Here is a 19,161-nt window from a genome sequence, read left to right as displayed (position 1 = left end):
TCAGGGGAGCAGGTGTGCGGGCGGGTCGTCGTCCGGCTCGGGGTGCTCCTCCAGCCAGGCGAGGAACCGCTGCGCCCGCACGGCGGCGTCGACGGCGAGGTCCAGCTCCGGCTCCTCACCGCTCCCCTCACCAGCCTCCTCACCGGACTCCTCACCAGCCCCGGCGAGGGAGCGCTGGGCCGCGTCGAGCACCGGCCGCGCCTCGCGCACCCGGGCCAGCAGCCGCGCCCGCGGCAGGCCGCGCAGGTGCCACAGGAGCAGCGGGTCCGCCTCGAGCAGCCAGCCGACCTGCACCAGCACCGCCAGGGCGTGCTCGCAGGGGTCCACCCAGTGCCGGCAGGTGCACTCGCAGACGAGCTCACCGCCGTAGGGCAGCAGCTCGACCCCGGCTTCCTCGGCGTGCTCGACCAGGTCGTGCGGGAGGTCGCCGGCGAGCAGGGCGCTGGCGCGGGCGGGCTCGGCCAGCACGACCTCGACGAGGGCGGTGGCGTCCGCCTCGTCCAGCAGCGGGACGCTCACCACGACGCTGGCCAGCGTCTCGTCGGTCCCGACCGCGGCGGTGACCCGCCCCGGCTCCAGCCGGAGCCCACCCACGCGGCCGGTGCGGGCGTGCCGGCGACCGGCGGTCAGGTCGGGCTCGCCGTAGGCGGCCTCCTCGGCGGCACGGTCCCAGGCGCGGGCCCACCACTGCCGCAGCCGCGGCGCCTGCCGGCGGGGCGGTGAGGCCGCGTGGACGATCACGTCGCCCGGCTGGCTCACCGCAGGCTCACCAGGTCGCGCAGCTCGTCGTTGCTGAGCTCGGTGAGCGCGGCCTCGCCGCCCCCGAGCACCGCGTCGGCGAGGGCGCGCTTGCGGGTGAGCAGCTCGGCGACCTTCTCCTCGACGGTGCCGCGGGTGACCATCCGGTGCACCTGCACGGGCTTGGTCTGGCCGATCCGGTAGGCGCGGTCGGTGGCCTGCTCCTCGACGGCGGGGTTCCACCAGCGGTCGACGTGGACGACGTGGTCGGCGCGGGTCAGGTTCAGTCCGGTGCCGCCGGCCTTGAGGCTGAGCAGGAAGACGGGCACGCGGTCGGGTCCGTCGTCCTGGAACCGGCGCACCATCGCCTCGCGCTCCTTCACCGGCGTGCCGCCGTGCAGGAGCTGGTGCGGCACCCCGGCGCGGGCCAGGTGCCCCTCGATGATCCGCGCCATCGCCACGTACTGGGTGAAGACCAGCACGGCGCCGTCCTCGGCCAGCACGGTGCCGAGCAGCTCGTCGAGCAGCTCGATCTTGGGCGAGCGACCGCTGCTGCGCGTGCCGGTGCGCCGCAGGAACTGCGCCGGGTGGTTGCAGATCTGCTTGCAGCCGGTGAGGAGCGCCAGCACGAGGCCGCGGCGGGAGTCCTCGTCCGCCGCCTCGATCCGCTCCATCGTCTCGCGCACGAACGACTCGTAGAGCACCGCCTGCTCGCGGCTGAGGGAGAGCAGGTGGTCGGTCTCGGTCTTGGGTGGCAGCTCGGGGGCGATGCCGGGGTCGGACTTGCGGCGCCGCAGCAGGAAGGGGCGGACGAGGTCGGCGAACTGCGCGGCCTTCGTCGGCTCCTCGCCGGTCTCGATCGGGGCGGCCCACACCCGCCGGAAGGCCTGGCGGCTGCCGAGCAGGCCGGGCACCAGCCAGTCCAGGATCGACCACAGCTCGGTGAGGTCGTTCTCCACCGGCGTGCCGGTCAGCGCCACGCGCGCCTGGGCGCCGAGCGTGCGCAGGCCGCGGGCCGTCGCCGACCTCGCGTTCTTCACGTGCTGCGCCTCGTCGGCCACCACCAGGCCCCACGGCACGGACCCCAGGGCGCCCCCGGTGGTCGGCTGCTCGGCGCCCGCGCCGACCACGGGCTCCTCAGCCGACTCGGCCGCCGGTTCAGCACCCGCACCCGCCGGGCGTCGGCGCGACGGGACGGTGTCGGTGCGCATGGTCCCGTAGGTGGTGAGCACGAAGCCGGGGTCGGCACCGGAGTCGGTGCCGGAGTCGGTGCCGGCCACGTCGAGCAGGGTCGCCTCACCCGGAGCCAGGCCGTCGAGCGAGCGCTGCGCGCCGTGGAACCGGCGCACCGGCACCCCGGGGGCGAACCGACGGATCTCGGCCTCCCAGTTGCCGAGCAGCGAGGTCGGGCAGACGACGAGGGTCGGCGCGGGTGCCGTGCCGGCGGCCCGGGCCTGCTCGGCACGGTGCAGGTGCAGGGCGATGAGGGTGATGGTCTTGCCGAGGCCCATGTCGTCGGCCAGGCAGGCCCCCAGCCCCATCCCGGTGAGGTGGGAGAGCCACGTGAGCCCGGCCCGCTGGTAGTCACGCAGGGTGGCCTCCAGCCCGGCCGGCTCCGCGACCGGCGCGGCATCGCCGACGGCGGCCAGCCGCTCGCGCACCTTCAGCAGGCTCGCGCCCAGCACCACGGAGGGGCCGGCGCCCCACTCGTCGTGGCCGGCGGTGCCCGGAGGGCCGGGGTCGCGCGCCTCGGCCTCGAGCTGGGCGGCCACGCCGTCGAGCACCAGCCCGTCCAGCAGTGCGGCGCCACCGGTGAGCGCGGCCGCGATCGCCTCCGGCGGCCGCACGGTGCGCACGAGCCGCTTGCGGGCCTTGCGGGCCACGGAAGGGTCGACGACGGTCCACGCGCCCCGCAGGCGGACGACGGGCGAGGCCGCCCGGGCGAGCTCCTCCATCTCCTCCTCGGTCAGCGGGTCCTCGCCGAGCGCGACCTGCCAGGAGAAGGCGAAGACGGCGTCGGGGGTGAGCAGGCCGGTCTGCAGCGGGGCGTCCTTGGCCGCGCGCGGCTGCTTCTTCTCGTCCAGCACCAGCGAGGTGGACAGGTCCCGCCCCAACGACCGCGGCCACAGCACGTCCACGCCGCGCCCCGCCAGGGCGGCCACGCCGCTCTCCAGCAGGTCGGCGAGCTCGTCGGCCTCGAGCAGGATCTCGTCGGGGACCCGCTGGTCCAGCAGGCGCTCCAGCACCGGCCAGGCCTCGGCCGCGCCGCGCAGCGCAGCTGCGGCGTGCACCCGCGCCCGGTCACCGAAGCCGTGCTCGGTCGGGTCGTCGACCCAGAGCGCGGCCGCGTCCACGAGGTGCAGGGGCTCGCGCTCCTCGGCGACCTGCGGCACGACGCGCACCGACCCGGCGGTCAGGTCCTCCTCGTCGGCCTCCACGCGCAGCGACAGCGTCACCAGTGTGGGCAGGACGCCGGCGTGGCGGTGTCGCGCGATCCGGTCGGCCAGCCGGCGGCGGAAGCGGTCCTCGGCGGGTGGATCGTCGGAGCCCTCGGGCAGCGTCGGCTGCCCGGGCCCCGGTGGTTCGGTGAGCAGTCGGCGGCGCGGTCGCGCGGTCGCGGGGCGGGTCGCCCCCCGGGCGCCCTGGCCGGGCCGCGGCGCGCCCCGGGGCATCGCGTCGACGACGGCGTCGAGCACGGCCCGGACGACCGACTCCGCCTCGTCCTCGTCGAGGGCGTCGTGGGCGCGGGCGGCGGCGAGCATGCGGACGCGGTCCTCGTCCGCGTCCTCCAGCGTGCCGACCTGCCAGGACGGCGCCTGGCCCTCCTCCGCCGGAGCCGGCTCGAACGTGCCGGCGGCGACGAGCCGCATGCCGAGCAGCGCCGCCCCGGAGAGCAGCCGGGTCGAGGGGTCCAGGTCGGTGCGGCCGTGGGCCTTGGTGAGGATCGGCAGGGCCGCGCGCATCGGGAGCGCGACCGTGCGTCGCTCGTCGGTGAACTCCACGACTGACTCCCGCGGCGGTCTCGCCGCGTGGAACGTCGCGGTGCCGGTGACGGGGACGAAGCTCACCCGGGCGACGCTATCCGGCGCCCCCGACAGCGGCACCCCCGGCGCAACAGGGGTGTCGATCGGCGGGGCTAGGTTGGGCCCATGACGCTCCTCGACACCCCGATCGCCCGCCTCGACGGCACCCCCGCCACGCTCGGTGACCTGACCGGCGGCAAGCCGGCACTGCTCGTCAACGTGGCCTCCAAGTGCGGCCTGACCCCGCAGTACGCCGGCCTCGAGGCGCTCGCGGAGGAGTACGAGGGCCGCTTCACCGTGGTCGGCCTGCCGTGCAACCAGTTCGGCGGCCAGGAGCCGGGCTCCTCGGAGGAGATCGCCGAGTTCTGCTCCGCCACCTACGGAGTCTCGTTCCCCATGAGCGAGAAGATCGAGGTCAACGGCGACGGCCGGCACGCGCTCTACGAGACCCTCGTGACCACCCCCGACGAGGGCGGCAACGCCGGCGACGTGCAGTGGAACTTCGAGAAGTTCGTGATCTCCGCGGACGGCGGCGTGCTCGCCCGGTTCTCCCCGCGGGTCGAGCCCTCGGACGAGCGGCTGCGCGGCCTCATCGCCGACCAGGTGGGCTGATCGACCTGGCCGACCACGACCCCGGCGCGCGGGTGCTGATCAGGCACGACCCGTGCCCGTGGCTGCCGCCCGGCGGGGTCGCTGAGGTGGTGCGCGCCGCCCCCGGTGCCGTCCCGCCCTCACCGACGGCCGTCGTCCGCCTCCTCGCCGTCGCGGACGCCGCCGTGCTCGTCGTGCCCCGCCCCGACGGTGGCGGCCTCGACCTGCCCACGGCCCGGGTCGAGGGCCAGGACGCCACCGGCGCCCTGCGCGGTCTCCTGGCCGAGCACGGTGTCGGTGTCGCCGAGCCCGTGCCGGTCGGCTGGGTGCGCAACCACGTCCCCGACCCACCCGTCGACTACCCGTGGCCCTCGCCGGAGGCGTTCTTCGTGGTGCACCGGGTCGATCTGGCGTCCCGGAGCGGCGGCACGTGGCTGCCGCTGGGCGAGGCCGCGGAGGCGCTCGGTCACCGGCACTGGTGGCCGCTCGTGGGCGGTTGACGGCCTGGCCTCGCGACAGGACCTCGTCCTTCCTCGACCAACGGCCCGCACTCGTCCGGACGTTGCTCTGCCTCCGTCGTGAGACCGGGACGAAGGTCAGCCGGAGAGGCCCAGCGTCAGCGGGTGCACGGAGACCGCGCCGGCACGCAGGATCGCCCGCGCGGCCAGCGTCGAGGACCAGCCGGTGTCGACCAGGTCGTCCACGAGCAGCACCTTGGCGCCCTGGAGCGCCCCGGGCTCGCGCTCGACCAGGTCGCACCGGCGGCCCACGGCGGCCACGCGCTGGGCGGAGTTGGCCCGCCCGGCGCCCGGCGGCACGTCGGGGTCGACGACGGCCCAGCGGCCGAGCACCGGGAAGCCGGACTGCCGGGAGAGACCCTCGGCCAGGTCGGTGACGAGGGTGGGGCGGGTGACCGACTGCGCCATCACGATCGTGTCGACGTCGGGCCGCCAGTCGCGCAGGACCTCGAGCACGGCCTGCACCAGCGGCACCGGCACCGGGCCGTCCTCGGCGCCCTCGCGGAACAGCGCCCGCAGCGCCTGGCCGTGGCCGAGGTCGGTCAGCCGGGCGACGGCGCGGCCCTCGGCGGCCTGCTCCTTCACCTTGCCGCGGAGGTCGATGCCGATGCGGTCGAGCCCGGTCGGCCACATCTTGCGCGGCGACAGCGGCACGCCGGGCCGGTCGAGCCGCTCGCGGGCGGAGGCGACGGCCTCCTCCGAGACGTCCGTGGACAGCCCGAAGCCGCCGCAGTTGTCGCAGCGTCCGCAGTCCCGCGCCTCCGGGTCGTCCAGCTGCGCGCGCAGGTAGCGCATGCGGCACTGGTCGGTGCGCAGGTACTCCAGCATCGCCGCCTGCTCGCGCTCGCGGGCCTCGCGCACCCGGTCGTAGCGGGCGCGGTCGTAGACCCAGTCCTGCCCGGTGGACTCCCAGCCCCCGCGGACGCGGCGCACCGCCCCGTCCACGTCGAGGACCTTCAGCATCGTCTCCAGCCGCGTGCGGTTGAGCTCGACGCGCGTCTCCAGGGCCGCGGTGCTCATCGGGCGGCCCTCCTCGGCCAGCACCTCGAGCGTCTCGCGCACCTGCTCCTCCCGGGGGAAGGCGAGGGAGGCGAAGTAGGCCCAGATGTCGCGGTCCTCCGGCGCGGGCAGCAGGACGACGGTGGCCGACTCGCTCCGCGCGTCCAGCCCGCGGCCGGCGCGGCCGACCTGCTGGTAGTAGGCGACGGGCGAGCTGGGGGCGCCGAGGTTCACCACGAAGCCGAGGCTGGCGTCGAAGCCCATGCCCAGCGCGCTGGTGGCCACGAGCGCCTTGACCCGCCCGGCGGCCAGGTCGGCCTCGAGCGCCTGGCGCTCGGTGGCCTCGGTCTGGCCCGAGTAGGCGGCCACGTCGTGCCCGCGCGAGCGCAGGTAGTCGGCCACCTCCTGGGTCGCCGACACGGTCAGGCAGTAGACGATGCCGGAGCCGGGCTGCTCGTCGAGGTGGTCGGCCAGCCAGGCCAGCCGCTGGTCGGGGGTCTTCAGGTGCACGACCCCGAGCCGCAGCGACTCCCGGTCCAGGGAGCCGCGCAGCACCAGCACCTCGCCGGCACGCACCGAGCCGAGCTGCTGCTCCACGTCCGCGGTCACGCGCTCGTTGGCGGTGGCGGTGGTGGCGAGGACCGGGATGCCGTCGGGCAGGTCGCCCAGCAGGGTGCGGATGCGGCGGTAGTCGGGGCGGAAGTCGTGGCCCCAGTCGGAGATGCAGTGCGCCTCGTCCACCACCAGGAGGCCGCAAGTCGCGGCCAGGCGCGGGAGCACCTCGTCGCGGAAGCCCGGGTTGTTGAGCCGCTCGGGGCTGACCAGCAGGACGTCGACCTCGCCGCCGCGGATCTGCTCGTGGATCGGTTCCCAGTCCCCCGCGTTGGTGGAGTTGATCGTCACCGCTCGGATGCCGGCCCGCGTGGCCGCCTCGATCTGGTTGCGCATCAGCGCGAGCAGGGGGCTGACGATCACGGTCGGCCCGGCGCCCGCCTCGCGGCGCAGCAGCGTGGCCACGAAGTAGACCGCCGACTTGCCCCACCCGGTGCGCTGGACGACCAAGGCGCGGCGGTGGTCGACGGCGAGCGCCTCGATCGCCGTCCACTGGTCCTCGCGCAGGGTGGCCTCGTCCTTGCCGACGAGGGCGCGCAGGTGCTCCTCGGCGCGGGCGCGGACGGCCGCCCGCTCGGCATCGGGGTGCGCGGAGGCGGGCTCGGGATGGGCGGAGTCGGGATGGGCGGAGTCGGGGACGGGAGCATCGGTGGGGACCACGCCCCGATGTCTACCAGCGCACGCCGACGCCGCGGCAGCCGCGGCACCGGGCCTGGGGACGAAGCCGCCGAGACGTGAGCCTGTGGACGTCAGGTGGCCTTCACAGCCGACGCTTCGGTGCCCCTCAGCACCTCACCAGCCGGCAGGCGCACCGTCAGGGACGTGACCGTCCAGCCGTTCTCCCTCCCTCGTCCGCGCTCGACGCGCCGGCTGGTCCACCGAGCCCGAACCTCGCTCACCCCCCTGCTGAGAAGCGGGACGTCCCGGGTGTCGAGGTCGGTGGCCACCGGGCTGGCGCAGCCCGCGGTGCGGCTGGCGGTCGCCCCCCTCGTCCTGGTGCCCTTCGTGCCCTGGCTGGCCGGCCTGCCCGGCCCCACGGCGCTGCTGGACGCCGGGTCCCTGCCCGTCTCCCTGTGGTGGGCCGCCGTCGCGGCCGCCGTGGTGGTCTCGGTGCAGGCGTTCGTCTCCGACCTGCTCGACCTGCGCGCCGACCGCACCCTCGCGGCCCCCGGCGCGACCGGCCGGATGGTCCGCATCGGTCTGCTCACCACGCCCTGGGGCTACCTGGGCGCGCGGGCGCACGCCACCGGCGAGATCGGGCCGGTGGTCCTGGCCAGCGTGGTCGCCCTGGGCGGCACGGTGCTCCTGGGCGCCGCCCTCATGCTGGCCTGAGTGCTGGCCCGACGCCCCAGGCGCGGTCAGGAGTCAGCGCGGCTCCGACGGCACCACGCCGCCGATGGAGGTGCCCTCGCCGGGCGCGCTGGCCACGCCCCACCGGCCGCCGATCGCGACGATGCGGGCCTCCATGCCGGCCAGCCCGCCACCGCTGCGGGTCGCCTCGTCCACGTGGAACCCGACGCCGTCGTCCCGGACGCGGAACGCCGGCCCCGCCTCGTCCCAGACCTCGATGCGGACCTCCGTGGCCCGGGCGTGCTTGGTGGCGTTCTGGAGCGCCTCGAGGACGCAGAAGTACACCGCGGCCTCGACGTTCTCGGGGTAGCGCGGCACGTCGCCGCCGTCGACGCCGCACGGCACGGGCACCTGGAGCGCCGCGGCCCGCAGCGCGGGCACGAGCCCGCGCTCGGTGAGGACGGCGGGGTAGATGCCGCGCGCCAGCTCCCGCAGCTCGCGCACGGCGGCGATGTTCTCCTCGACGGCCTCGTCCAGCGAGCGCAGCACGGCGTCGCAGTCGCCGGCCTCGACGAGCGTGCGCATGCCGCCCAGGCGCAGGCTCAGCCCCACCAGCCGCTGCTGGGCGCCGTCGTGGAGGTCGCGCTCGAGCGTGCGCCGGGCCGCGTCGGCGGCGCGCACCACCTGCTCGCGGGAGGCCCGCAGCTCCGCGGACTGCGCCTCCAGCCGCCGGTAGGTGTCGAGCACGACCCAGGCGATGACCCCGACCACCATCGGCGTGAAGACCACCAGCGAGACCACGGGCCCCACGGACGACGGGACCGGCGAGGCCGCCCGCCGCCACTCGCCCAGCCCGGAGACCACCGCGACCCCGGCGAGCACGACGGCCGTGGTCACCACCAGCAGCCGCCGGTCCAGGAGCGGCATGGTGACCATCAGCGGCACCAGCAGCGCCAGCACCGCCAGCGGGGCCAGGAACGGCGTCACCCAGACCGCGCCGAGGGAGAAGAGCAGGGTCGAGGCGAGCACCGAGGCGCCGGCGGCCCGACCCCCGTGGCGCTGCACCCACGGCGCGCTGCCGAGCAGCACCAGGAGCGCCAGCGACATGACCAGCAGGTCCTGGGCGATCGTCACGAACCGGGCGCCGGCCAGGTAGGCCACGGCCAGCGCCACGGTGGCGCTGGTCAGGGCGAACGCGTTGACCCACCAGTACTGGCGGGCGCGGGCCTCGGCCTCCGGCGACGCCACGGCGGGCAGCGGCGGGCGGACGCCGGCCCGCCGGCGGACCGGGTCGAGCAGGCTCACCGGGGGCGACCCGGCGGTGCGGTCTCGCCGATCTCGCTGAGGTAGACGATCGCGGCGGCGACCCGGCGGTGGGTCTGGGAGTCCTGCGGCAGCTCCAGCTTGTTGAGCACCGAGCTGACGTGCTTCTCCACGGCCCGGTCGGTCACCACCAGCTGCTCGGCGATGGCCTGGTTGGTGTAGCCGGTGGCCACCAGGCCCAGCACCTCCAGCTCGCGTGGGGTCAGTCGCGCCAGGGGCGAGTCGGGGCGCCGTCGTCCGGCCTCCACGAGCATCTCGACCACGGTCTCGTCGACCACCGAGCCGCCGCGCGCGACGGCGCGCAGGCTGTCGACGAGCTGGCGGGCCCGGCCGACCCGCTCCTTGAGCAGGTAGCCGCGGCCCTGGGAGCCCTCGGCGATGAGGTCCAGCGCGTACTGGGCGTCGGCGTACTGGGTGAGCACCAGGACGCCCAGGCCGGGCCGGGTGCGCCGCAGCTCGCGGGCGGCCCGGATGCCCTCGTCGCCGTGGTCGGGCGGCATCCGCACGTCGGTGAGCACCACGTCGGGGTCGTGCTCCTCGACGGCGCGCAGCAGGCCGGGCAGGTCGGTGGCCACCCCGACGACCTCGACGTCGGAGAAGCCCGAGAGCAGGGTCAGGACGCCGGCCCGGATGAGCTCCCCGTCCTCGGCCAGCACCACGCGCATCACGTCGTCCACGCCGCCGAGGGTAGGGCCCGGCAGGGCCGCGGCACTGGACTGGTCCAGAGGGTCGGTCCACCCGGAACGACGCGCGCGGCGTGCCGGCTGACAGGCGTCGGTACATTCTTTGCCGCAGGAGTGGTGGCAGCACGACCGACGCCGCCGCGACCCTCGGCCAGAGTGTGGGCCGAGCCTTGATCACACTCGTGCTCGGCGGCGGGCGTCTTGCGGGCGTCCGCCACAGCTCTTTTTGGGGCTCCCCCGCGAGCTCGTGCGCCTGCCGTCAGCGGCGGCGGAACCGCCCGGTGGCCCGGTCCAGCACGGGGACGACGGCGTCGCGGTCGACCTGCGCGGCGAGGTCCACGTCGCGACCGAACCCGCGCGCCACCAGCTCACCGCCCGAGGCACAGCCGTGCAGCAGCGCAGCCGCGTGGCCCGCGTGGTCGGCGCGACCGCCCAGCGCGACCCAGGTGGCGCGGGCCGAGAGGGCCTCCGGCGAGAACCGGCCGGTGCCCAGCTCGGCGGCCACGGCGGCCAGCACCGCGCCGGCGCCCCACAGGTCCTCCTCGGCGGGGCGCAGCGACCCGTCGGGCCAATGCTCGCCCGCGGCCACCAGCGTGACCTCGCGGCCGGCCAAGACCTCGGGCACCAGCGCGTCGGCCACCGCCCGCGCGGTGCGCAGGGACGCCGCCCAGACCTGCACGCCCGCCTCGGCGAGCCGGGTGGCGATCGTGGACCCGTTGGGGCTGGGCAGGAGCAGGCGGGCCGGGAGGTCGCCGGCGGCAGCGGCGTCGGCCACGGACGCCGGGGAGAGGCTGACCCCGCCGGCGGCCGACTCCGAGCGGCCCACGGCCGGCACCGCCTGGTGCTCGCTGGCCAGGTCGGCGGCGCGCTCGTCGCGCCACGGGCACGGCACCACCTCGGTGCCGCCCGCGACCGCGAGCCCCACCGAGGTGGTGAAGGACAGGACGTCGACGACCACCGCGAGGCCGTCGTCCCGGCCCTGCACCGGCTGGCCATGCTCCTGCCGGCCGCGGCGTGCGGTGCAGGCCAGCGCACCGGACAGCCCCCAGGCCAGGCGCACCTGCGAGGCCGCCTGGCCGTGGGCGTGCTGCACCGACGTCATCGTGCTCACCAGATCCGGACGCGGTCCTCCGGGTCCAGCCACAGCCCGTCGCCGGGCTGGGTGCCGAACACCTCGTGGAACTCGGCCAGGTTGCGCACGATGTTCGCGCGGAACTCCGGCGGGCTGTGCGGGTCGATCGTCAGGTACTGCTGCTCCTGCTCCGTGCGCCGCTTCGTGCGCCACACGTAGGCCCAGTTGGAGAACAGCGTGCGCCGCTCCTCGAGGCTCGCCTGCCCGCCCGAGGCGATCATGAACGCCCGGTGCGCGATGGTGAGGCCACCCAGGTCGCCGATGTTCTCGCCCACGGTGAGCGAGCCGTTGACGTGCTCGCCGGGCAGGTTGCGCGGCTCGAAGCCGTCGTACTGCGCGACCAGCTTCTTCGACTTCTCCTCGAAGGCGGCCTTGTCGTCGGCGGTCCACCAGTCGTTGAGGTTGCCGGCGCCGTCGTACTGGGCGCCCTGGTCGTCGAAGCCGTGGCCGATCTCGTGACCGATGACCGCGCCGATGCCGCCGTAGTTCTCCGCCATCAGCGCCTCGGGCGAGAAGAACGGCTTCTGCAGGATGCCGGCGGGGAAGCAGATCTCGTTGGTGCCCGGGTTGTAGTAGGCGTTGACGGTCTGCGGGAGCATGAACCACTCGTCGCGGTCGACCGGCGCGCCGATCTTGCCCAGCTGGCGGTCGGTCTCGAACGCCGAGGACGCGGCGGCGTTGCCGATCAGGTCGTCCTTGCGGACGCTGAGCCCCGAGTAGTCGCGGAACGTCTCCGGGTAGCCGATCTTCGGGCGGAAGGTCTCGAGCTTGGCGTAGGCCCGCTGCTTGGTCTCCTCCGTCATCCAGTCCAGCTCGGAGATGGACTGGCGGTAGGCGGCCAGCAGGTTCGCGACCAGGTCGTCCATGAGGGCCTTGGACGTCGGCGGGAAGTGCCGGGAGACGTACTCGCGGCCCACGGCCTCGCCCAGCGCCCGCTCGACCAGCGCGACGCCGCGCTTCCAGCGGGCCCGCAGCTCGGGCGTGCCCGAGAGGGTGCGGCCGTAGAAGTCGAAGTTCGTCTCGACCAGGTCGTCGGTCAGGTACGGCGCGGCGTGCCGGATGACGTGGCTGGCCAGCCAGGCCTGCCAGTCGGCCAGCGGGACCTCGGTCAGCACCGTCGAGAGGTGCTCGAAGAAGGACGGCTGGCGCACGCACGCCTCGCCCATCACCTCGGCGGCCGTGCGGTGCGAGCCGGACAGGTTGGTCACGTAGACCTCCCAGTCGAACCCGGGGCACAGCGCCTTCACCTCGTCCAGGGAGCGCAGGTTGTAGGTCTTCTGGACGTCGCGGGTGGCCGCGCGCTCCCAGTGCCCGGCCGCGATGCGGGTGTCGACGGCGAGCACCGTGGCAGCCTTGCCGGCCGCGTCGGCCACGCCGCCCTGCTGGAGCAGGCGGGTCAGGTAGGCGACGTACTTCTCGCGGGTCTCGGCGAACTTGTCGTCGCGGTAGTAGGACTCGTCGGGCAGGCCGAGGCCGCCCTGGCCCAGGTGGAAGAGGTAGCGGTCGGAGTTGCGGTCGTCGGTGTCGATGTAGGAGCCGAAGAGGCCGTGGCCGCCGATCCGCTCGAACTCGCCCAGGAACGCGGCCAGGTCGCGGACGTCGCGCAGGCCGTCGACCGCCGCGAGCAGCGGCTGCACCGGCTCGAGGCCTCGTGCCGCGATCGCGTCGGTGTCCATGAAGGAGGCGAAGAGGTCGCCGATCTTGCGGGCCTCGTCACTCATCGTCGCCGGGTCGGCGGCGGCCAGGTCGGTGATGATCTCCCGGACCTGGGACTCGGCCGCGTCGGCCAGCTGCACGAAGGGGCCCCAGCTGGACCGGTCGGAGGGGATCTCCACCTCGTCCAGCCAGCGGCCGTTGACGTGGCCGAACAGGTCGTCGACCGGTCGGATGGCGAGGTCCATGCCCTCGCGGGCGTCGTCGAGGATGCTCACGCTTGCACAGTACCTATCGTCGCCTCCGGCGACATGTCGCCGGGCTTATACCCCTGTTCTTCACTCCTCGACTCGGCCCGGGCGTTCGCTGCGCTCACGGCCCGCACGCTCGTCTCGTCCCTGCAGAACAGGCGTCGCCCGACGACGCTTCACGTGTCCGGGATGCACGATGCCCAGAGGCATAGGGGTTGTGCCTCTGGGGACTCGGTCTGCTGGGTCACATGACCCGTTCTCGGGCGCCCTTGATCTGCAGGGAGCATGACGAGGTGCGGGCCGTGAGCCTGCGAACGCCCGTGCCGAGTGCTGCGACCGAAGAGCAAGGGTTACGAGCCCGAGAACATGCGACCGGAGGGAGCCTTCTCACACCGCCTCGTCCAGGGCGGCGCGCACGCTCATGACGACGGCCTCGGGGTCGAGGCCGTCGCGGGCGGCGAGCTCGGCGACGAGGCGGCGCACGACGAGCAGCATGCCGCCCATCAGCGGGGAGATGTCGAGCTCGAGCTCCTCGGTCTCCTCGTCCAGCAGCAGCTCGATGGCCTCGATCTCGAGGAGGTGGGAGAAGACGAGGTCCATGGTGTCGGCCTCGTCGCCACCGCCGACGCCGTCGGAGGCGACGACCCCGTCGAGGATGATGTGGCCGGCGCGGCGCACGCGCTCCTCGTCGCTCATCTCGGGCGCGTCGTGCCCGTGGTCACCGTGGTCGTGGTCGTGCCCGTGGTCCTCGTGGTGGCTCATGCGCCCATCCTGCCGGACCTGCCGCCGGCCGGGCCGCTGCGGGAGGATGACGGCGTGCCCACCTCCGCTCCCGTGCTCGTCTACGACGCCGACTGCGCCTTCTGCACCCGGTGTGCGCAGTGGCTGGCGGCGCGGGCGACGTGCCGGGTGGAGCCGTGGCAGTCGCTCGACCTGGCGGCCGTGGGGCTGACGCCCGAGCAGGTGCGGACGGCGGCGTGGTGGCTGCCCGGCGGCACAGGCACCGACACGGGCACCGACGCCCCGCGCGGCGGTGCGCGCGCGGTGGCCGCGTCGCTGCGGGCCTGCCGGGGCACGGCCCTCTCCCCGGTCTACCGCGCCGCCGGCGTCCTGGTGGACCTCCCGCCGGTGCGGCCGCTCGCGGCGCTGGTCTACCGCTGGGTGGCGGCGAACCGGTACCGGCTGCCGGGCGGCACGGCCGCCTGCCGGCTGGAGGACTGAGCGCCCTCCCCTGGCCTGGTCTCGCGACAGGACCTCGTCCTTCCTCGGCCGACGGCCGGGCCGCTGGTCAGCCGGGGTTGACCACCCGGTTCATCTCGAAGTGCATCGGGTCGGTGAAGGCCCAGTCACCGCCCCACGTGAAGCCCCACTTCTCGAAGACGGCGACGACGGTGCGGTCCATCTCGCCGACCGTGCCGCGCTGGTTGCCGGGCACGTTGAGGTCCAGCGCGAGGCCGAAGGAGTGGTTGGACAGCGACGTCGTGCCGGCGATGAACCGCGGGTAGTAGCAGCCGGCGTACTCGCCGGGGTGGATCTCGGAGGCCAGCCCCAGGTCGACGATCTCGGTGAGGGCGGCCCGCAGCTGAGGGAAGATCGCGTTGTTGCAGGTCACCGAGCCCAGGATCGGCACGGTCTCGGTTCTGATGTGGGCGGCGACCCAGGCGGGGTCGGGGGCGATGCGTCCGCCGCCGAGCACGGTGTAGGTGAACCGGCCGACCGCCTCGCCCACGGTGCCGACGACGACGGCGGTCTGTGCGGCGCCGACGGGCAGGTCGGGGCCGAGGATCTCCACGGCGGCGTCCGACCCGGCGGCCCGGGTGACGGCGCGGCGCACCGACTGCGGGGAGGTGCGGGGCGCGACGGCCACGAGCAGGGCGTTGCCCCGGGTCATCTCGAGGTCGTCGACCCAGGCCTCGTTGACGACGGCGTCGACGCCGGCCACCTGCGGTGCGTAGGCGCCGACGTGGACCCGCGGGCTGTCGGTGCGGTTGCCCAGCCGCAGCCAGCCCTCGTCGTCGGCGGGCAGCCGGCGGCGCAGGGCGGGGCGCACCGCGATCTCACCACCGGCCACCCGGTTCCACACGACCTGGCTCTGCGCGGACGCGGCGGGGGTGAAGCGGCGGTAGCGGGCCGGGTCGACGGCCAGCAGGTCGAGCGTGCGGTCCTCGACGAGGGCCTGGGCCCGGGAGACCCGCTCGACCAGGCGGACGCCGGGCACCGCCCGCACCCGGGCCACGGCCGCGGCGTCGAGCGGCTGGGAGGTGGTGACGAGGAGGTCCGCGGCGACGAGCGCGGCCTCCAGCGGCGCCGGCCGGTCCACGGCGTGCTCGGGATCGGCCGCCCAGGCGCCCAGCGTCTCCCCGGGGCTCGTCGCGGCACCGGAGGAGCCGGACGAGCCGGACGAGGGTGAGGAGGGGGAGGCCGGTCCCGCGGTGGCCGCGGACGAGTCGTCGGCCGGCGCGCCGGCGCTGCCGTCGTCCGCCGCCCCGCAGGCGACCAGGACGGGGGCTGCGACCAGGCAGCCGACGAGGACCAGGCGCGCGAGCAGACCACCGGGACGGGGGGCGCCGCGGTGGTGACGGCGGTGGGGGGAGCGCGCGTGGGCCATGGTGCTGACGATGGTAGGCGGCTCGGCGCACGAGTGTGGCCACCGTCACTCACCCCCGCGCATGACGCTCCTGAGGATCACCTGAATAGGCTGGGCCCGTGGCTCGCCCCCGTTCTGCCTCCGCCCGGCTCGTCGAGCACGTCCAGAAGCTGGGTGAGCAGCACCCGCCGATCGACCTCGCCAGCGTCGACTTCGCCGTGAAGGACCCGCGGCTGCTCAACGAGCGGTTCGGCCACGTCCTCGACTTCATGGCCCGCGTCGAGCTCGAGGTGGACCGCAACGTCCTCGAGCTGCTGACGCTGCTGCCGGACCCGCCCGAGGTCGACGTGTTCTTCTACCGCGACGTGTGGCAGCCGCAGGAGATCCAGCACGGCCGCATCCTCGACGAGCTCCAGGTGCGCCTGGGCCGCGACAACGCGGTGACCGACCTGGAGAACGTGGGGTTCAAGCTCAAGCTGCTCGGCGCGCTCTCCCACCTCGGCGCGTTCCAGGACGTCAGCCGGATGCTCTACTACCTGACCGGCATGGCCACGGAGCGCTCGGCGGTGCTGGCCTACAACATCCTCCACGACGGCATCGTGGAGATGGGCGAGGGCGCGATCGCGGAGACGGTCATCGTGCCGATCAAGCGGCAGGAGCCCGGCCACTACGCCTTCTACCAGCTCTCCGCCCGCCACCTGTGGGCCGAGCTGGCGCCGTGGCAGAAGTGGCTGGTGCGCAAGCTGCGGTCGTTCTCGTTCTCCCCCGTGGGCGTCAACAACCCCGAGCAGCTGGCCGACTTCGGCGACGTGATGGCCACCCTCGGCGTGAGCGAGGACGTGCAGTTCGTCGCCCAGATCGCCCGCGTGGAGACCGAGCTGCTGTGGGCGCGCGGGCACGGCCTGCCCGTGCCCGACTACATCGTGCAGGCGTTCGCCGGCGCGGTCTCGGCCGCGCGGGAGCGCGCCGCGGCCTGAGGCCGCCCGTCAGAGCTCGCCCGTCAGAGCTCGCCCGTCAGAGGTGGTGCGCCAGCCCGGGGTCCCGGGCGTCGCGCGCTGCCTGCGCGATCATCTCGGCGAACTTGTCGGCGCCGCCCGTGCAGCGGAACTGCACCAGGTGCCCCTCGGTGCGCACCCCGATCGTCTTGGTGACCAGCCCCGGGCCGATCTCGACCCCGGTCACGTCGACGGTCTCGAGCTTGAGCATCCCCTTGCTCGTGGCCGCCCGGCTGGGGAGGAAGGTGAGGTGGAGGTGGGACAGCATCAGCCGCCCGTTGACCCAGGAGCCCGCCCACTGCTCCTGGAACGTGTTCAGCGCAGCGTCGGAGCCGCTGCCGCCGCGCCCGGTGCTCTCCACGAGCAGCGAGCCGACCTTCGAACCCATCGTGGCGTAGGACATGTCTCGCAGTGTCCTCGGCGAGGCTGTCAGAGGGGAAGGACAGTGCCGTGAGACGGGCGCGTCCGACTTGCCCGCCCGCCGCGCGGTCCCCGAGAGTGGCCGGATGACCAGCAGCCACGCGTTCGGCATCGACTTCGGCGGCACCGGCATCAAGGGCGCCCCCGTGGACCTCGTGTCCGGCGACTTCGCCGAGGAGCGGGTGCGGGTGAGGACCCCGCAGCCGGCCACGCCCCAGGCCGTCGCCGCGGTCTTCCGCGACCTCGTCGCGTCCTTCCCCGACAACGACGGCCCCATCGGCGTCACGGTGCCCGGCGTCGTCCGGCACGGCGTCGTCGGCTCCGCCGCCAACATCCACGACTCGTGGATCGGCACCGATGCCGACCGCCTCTTCTCCGAGGCCACGGGTCGCACGGTGCACGCCGTCAACGACGCGGACGCGGCGGGGCTGGCCGAGGTCCGCTGGGGCGCCGCGGCCGGGCGCACCGGCCTGGTCATCGTGACGACCCTCGGCACCGGCATCGGCTCCGCCCTCGTGCAGGACGGCGTGCTGGTGCCGAACTCCGAGCTGGGGCACCTGGAGATCGACGGCGAGGACGCCGAGTCCCGGGCCTCCAACCGGGCCCGCGAGGCCGAGGACCTCTCCATGGAGAAGTGGGCCAAGCGCCTGACCCGGTACTACCGGACCCTGGAGATGCTGTTCTCCCCCGACCTGTTCGTGGTCGGTGGCGGCATCAGCAAGCGGCACGCGGAGTTCCTGCCGCTGCTCGACCTCGACACCGAGATCGTGCCCGCCCAGCTGCGCAACAAGGCCGGCGTCGTGGGCGCCGCGCTCTACGCGACGACCTGACGCCCAGCGGTGGTCGAGGTGCGACGAGCCCCGGCGAGGAGCCTCGAGACCGCCGCACCCGACGCCGGCCTCAGTCGCGCTCGCGGCCGCTGATCGCGTCCGCGACGGCCTCGGTGACCTCGGTGTTGAAGACGCTGGGGATGATGAAGCTGGCGTTGAGCTCGTGGTCGCCCACGGTCAGCGCGATGGCCTCGGCGGCCTTGAGCAGCATCTCGGTGGTGACGTCGGAGGCGCGGGCGTCGAGCAGGCCGCGGAAGACGCCCGGGAACGCCAGCACGTTGTTGATCTGGTTCGGGTAGTCCGAGCGGCCCGAGGCGACGACGGCGGCGTGGCGGCCGGCGACGGCCGGGTCGATCTCCGGGTCCGGGTTCGCCAGCGCGAAGACCACGGCGTCGTCCGCCATGGTCGGGATCCACTCCTCCTTGAGGATGTTGGGGGCCGAGACGCCGATGAAGACGTCGGCGCCCTTGAGCGCGTCCTCGAGGGTGCCGCGGACCTTGCGCGGGTTGGTGCGGATGGCCAGCTCGGCGTGGGAGCCGGTGAGGGTGTCGTCGTCCGAGGACAGGCAGCCGACCTTGTCCACCATCACGATGTCGGGCACGCCGGCGGCGAGCAGCAGGTTGCAGATCGCGGTGCCGGCGGCGCCGGCGCCGTTGAGGGCGATCCTGACCTCGCCGATCTCCTTGCCGACCACGCGCAGGGCGTTGGTGAGGGCGGCGAGGACGACGATGGCGGTGCCGTGCTGGTCGTCGTGGAAGACGGGGATGTCGAGGGACTCGCGCAGCCGGGCCTCGATCTCGAAGCAGCGGGGGGCGGCGATGTCCTCGAGGTTGATGCCGCCGAATCCGGGGGCGATCATCTCGACAGCGCGGACGATCTCGTCGGTGTCCTGGGTGTCGAGGCAGATCGGCCAGGCGTCGATGTTGGCGAACCGCTTGAACAGGGCCGCCTTGCCCTCCATCACCGGCAGCGCGGCGCCGGGGCCGATGTTGCCCAGGCCGAGCACGGCGGAGCCGTCGGTGACCACGGCGACGGAGTTGCCCTTGATGGTCAGCCGCGGGATGTCCTCGGGCTTCTCGGCCAGCGCCCGGGAGACCCGGCCGACGCCGGGGGTGTAGGCCATGGACAGGTCGTCGCGGTTGCGCAGCGGCACCTTGGAGGAGACCTCGATCTTGCCGCCGATGTGCAGCAGGAACGTGCGGTCGGAGACCCGGTAGACCTCGACGCCCTCGACGGTCTCGGCCACGCCGGGCAGGGACGCGGCGTGCTCGGCGTCGCCCGCGGAGCAGGTGACGTCGACCGTCAGCTTCTCGTGCGTCGACTCGGTGACGTCGATCGCGGTGACGATGCCGCCGGCCTGGCCGATGGCGGTGGCCACGGCCCCGATCACGCCCGGGTTCGCCGGGGTGTGGAGACGCATGGTGATCGAGTAGGAGGACGCGGTGGCTGCGGAGGTCGGCACCGGGTCACATTCCACCTGCCGCCCGGTTACGGGCAAGTCCGTCGGGACCGCAAC

The 19,161-nt window shown here is 74.5% G+C and carries 17 protein-coding genes; 6 read left to right on the top strand and 11 right to left on the bottom strand.

Translation table 11 applies throughout. The features are described 5' to 3' along the window. Both M8330_RS22460 and M8330_RS12175 read right to left on the bottom strand, forming a co-directional pair. The gene (locus M8330_RS22460) at positions 1-759 is read right to left on the bottom strand and encodes an SWIM zinc finger family protein (protein WP_250827536.1); all 759 of its coding nucleotides are present in this window, start codon (positions 757-759) and stop codon (positions 1-3) included. Beyond that, on the bottom strand, positions 756-3,806 hold the full coding sequence (locus M8330_RS12175; protein WP_250827535.1) for a DEAD/DEAH box helicase: 3,051 nt from the start codon (positions 3,804-3,806) through the stop codon (positions 756-758). The genes M8330_RS22460 and M8330_RS12175 overlap by 4 nt, the downstream gene beginning before the upstream one ends. An 81-nt stretch (positions 3,807-3,887) precedes the next feature. Between M8330_RS12175 and M8330_RS12170 the strand changes: the two genes are divergently transcribed. Next, the gene (locus M8330_RS12170) at positions 3,888-4,373 is read left to right on the top strand and encodes a glutathione peroxidase (protein ID WP_250055977.1); all 486 of its coding nucleotides are present in this window, start codon (positions 3,888-3,890) and stop codon (positions 4,371-4,373) included. 89 nt (positions 4,374-4,462) lie between these two features. After that, a complete protein-coding gene (locus tag M8330_RS12165) occupies positions 4,463-4,852 on the top strand; it encodes a hypothetical protein (protein WP_250827534.1) in 390 nt (129 codons plus the stop codon). 96 nt (positions 4,853-4,948) lie between these two features. Here M8330_RS12165 and M8330_RS12160 read toward each other — a convergent pair whose 3' ends face one another. Beyond that, a complete protein-coding gene (locus M8330_RS12160) occupies positions 4,949-7,021 on the bottom strand; it encodes a RecQ family ATP-dependent DNA helicase (protein ID WP_250827566.1) in 2,073 nt (690 codons plus the stop codon). Between the two features lie 399 nt (positions 7,022-7,420). Between M8330_RS12160 and M8330_RS12155 the strand changes: the two genes are divergently transcribed. Further along, entirely contained in the window at positions 7,421-7,813 is a 393-nt protein-coding gene (locus tag M8330_RS12155) for a hypothetical protein (protein ID WP_250827533.1), read from the top strand. A gap of 33 nt (positions 7,814-7,846) precedes the next feature. Here the strand turns inward: M8330_RS12155 and M8330_RS12150 are convergent, their stop codons facing one another. From M8330_RS12150 to M8330_RS12130, 5 genes are all read right to left on the bottom strand, one after another. Then, on the bottom strand, positions 7,847-9,076 hold the full coding sequence (locus M8330_RS12150; protein WP_250827532.1) for a sensor histidine kinase: 1,230 nt from the start codon (positions 9,074-9,076) through the stop codon (positions 7,847-7,849). Then, on the bottom strand, positions 9,073-9,771 hold the full coding sequence (locus M8330_RS12145) for a response regulator (protein WP_250827531.1): 699 nt from the start codon (positions 9,769-9,771) through the stop codon (positions 9,073-9,075). Before M8330_RS12145 ends, M8330_RS12150 begins: the two co-directional genes overlap by 4 nt. 265 nt (positions 9,772-10,036) lie before the next feature. Next, positions 10,037-10,879 (bottom strand): 2-phosphosulfolactate phosphatase, encoded by an 843-nt coding sequence (locus M8330_RS12140; protein WP_250827565.1) that lies wholly within the window; start codon positions 10,877-10,879, stop codon positions 10,037-10,039. Between the two features lie 5 nt (positions 10,880-10,884). Further along, entirely contained in the window at positions 10,885-12,840 is a 1,956-nt protein-coding gene (locus M8330_RS12135) for a M13 family metallopeptidase (RefSeq protein WP_308196284.1), read from the bottom strand. A gap of 360 nt (positions 12,841-13,200) precedes the next feature. Continuing rightward, positions 13,201-13,575 carry a hypothetical protein gene (locus tag M8330_RS12130; protein WP_250827530.1) on the bottom strand — a complete coding sequence of 125 codons (375 nt, stop codon included), beginning with the start codon at positions 13,573-13,575 and terminating at the stop codon, positions 13,201-13,203. A 54-nt stretch (positions 13,576-13,629) separates the two neighbouring features. On the opposite strand from M8330_RS12130, the gene M8330_RS12125 reads away from it, so the two are divergent. Continuing rightward, entirely contained in the window at positions 13,630-14,034 is a 405-nt protein-coding gene (locus M8330_RS12125) for a thiol-disulfide oxidoreductase DCC family protein (RefSeq protein WP_250827529.1), read from the top strand. A gap of 67 nt (positions 14,035-14,101) precedes the next feature. Here the strand turns inward: M8330_RS12125 and M8330_RS12120 are convergent, their stop codons facing one another. Continuing rightward, positions 14,102-15,421: a M15 family metallopeptidase gene (locus tag M8330_RS12120; RefSeq protein WP_250827528.1), complete on the bottom strand. Its 1,320-nt coding sequence runs from the start codon at positions 15,419-15,421 to the stop codon at positions 14,102-14,104. Between the two features lie 98 nt (positions 15,422-15,519). Here M8330_RS12120 and M8330_RS12115 point away from each other — a divergent pair, with 98 nt between their 5' ends. Continuing rightward, the gene (locus M8330_RS12115; RefSeq protein WP_250827527.1) at positions 15,520-16,377 is read left to right on the top strand and encodes a GTP-binding protein LepA; all 858 of its coding nucleotides are present in this window, start codon (positions 15,520-15,522) and stop codon (positions 16,375-16,377) included. A gap of 37 nt (positions 16,378-16,414) precedes the next feature. Here M8330_RS12115 and M8330_RS12110 read toward each other — a convergent pair whose 3' ends face one another. After that, the gene (locus M8330_RS12110; RefSeq protein WP_250827526.1) at positions 16,415-16,798 is read right to left on the bottom strand and encodes a hypothetical protein; all 384 of its coding nucleotides are present in this window, start codon (positions 16,796-16,798) and stop codon (positions 16,415-16,417) included. Between the two features lie 103 nt (positions 16,799-16,901). On the opposite strand from M8330_RS12110, the gene ppgK reads away from it, so the two are divergent. Then, positions 16,902-17,645, top strand: a complete 744-nt coding sequence (gene ppgK / locus M8330_RS12105; RefSeq protein ID WP_250827525.1) for a polyphosphate--glucose phosphotransferase — start codon at positions 16,902-16,904, stop codon at positions 17,643-17,645. A 70-nt stretch (positions 17,646-17,715) separates the two neighbouring features. Here the strand turns inward: ppgK and M8330_RS12100 are convergent, their stop codons facing one another. Beyond that, the gene (locus tag M8330_RS12100) at positions 17,716-19,065 is read right to left on the bottom strand and encodes an NAD-dependent malic enzyme (RefSeq protein ID WP_250827563.1); all 1,350 of its coding nucleotides are present in this window, start codon (positions 19,063-19,065) and stop codon (positions 17,716-17,718) included. Positions 19,066-19,161 lie beyond the last annotated feature (96 nt).

Source organism: Nocardioides bruguierae (genome assembly GCF_023656415.1).
Taxonomy (GTDB): domain Bacteria; phylum Actinomycetota; class Actinomycetes; order Propionibacteriales; family Nocardioidaceae; genus Nocardioides; species Nocardioides bruguierae.
Note: the sequence above shows the minus strand (reverse complement) of the source record. Positions and strands in the feature narration are given on the sequence as shown.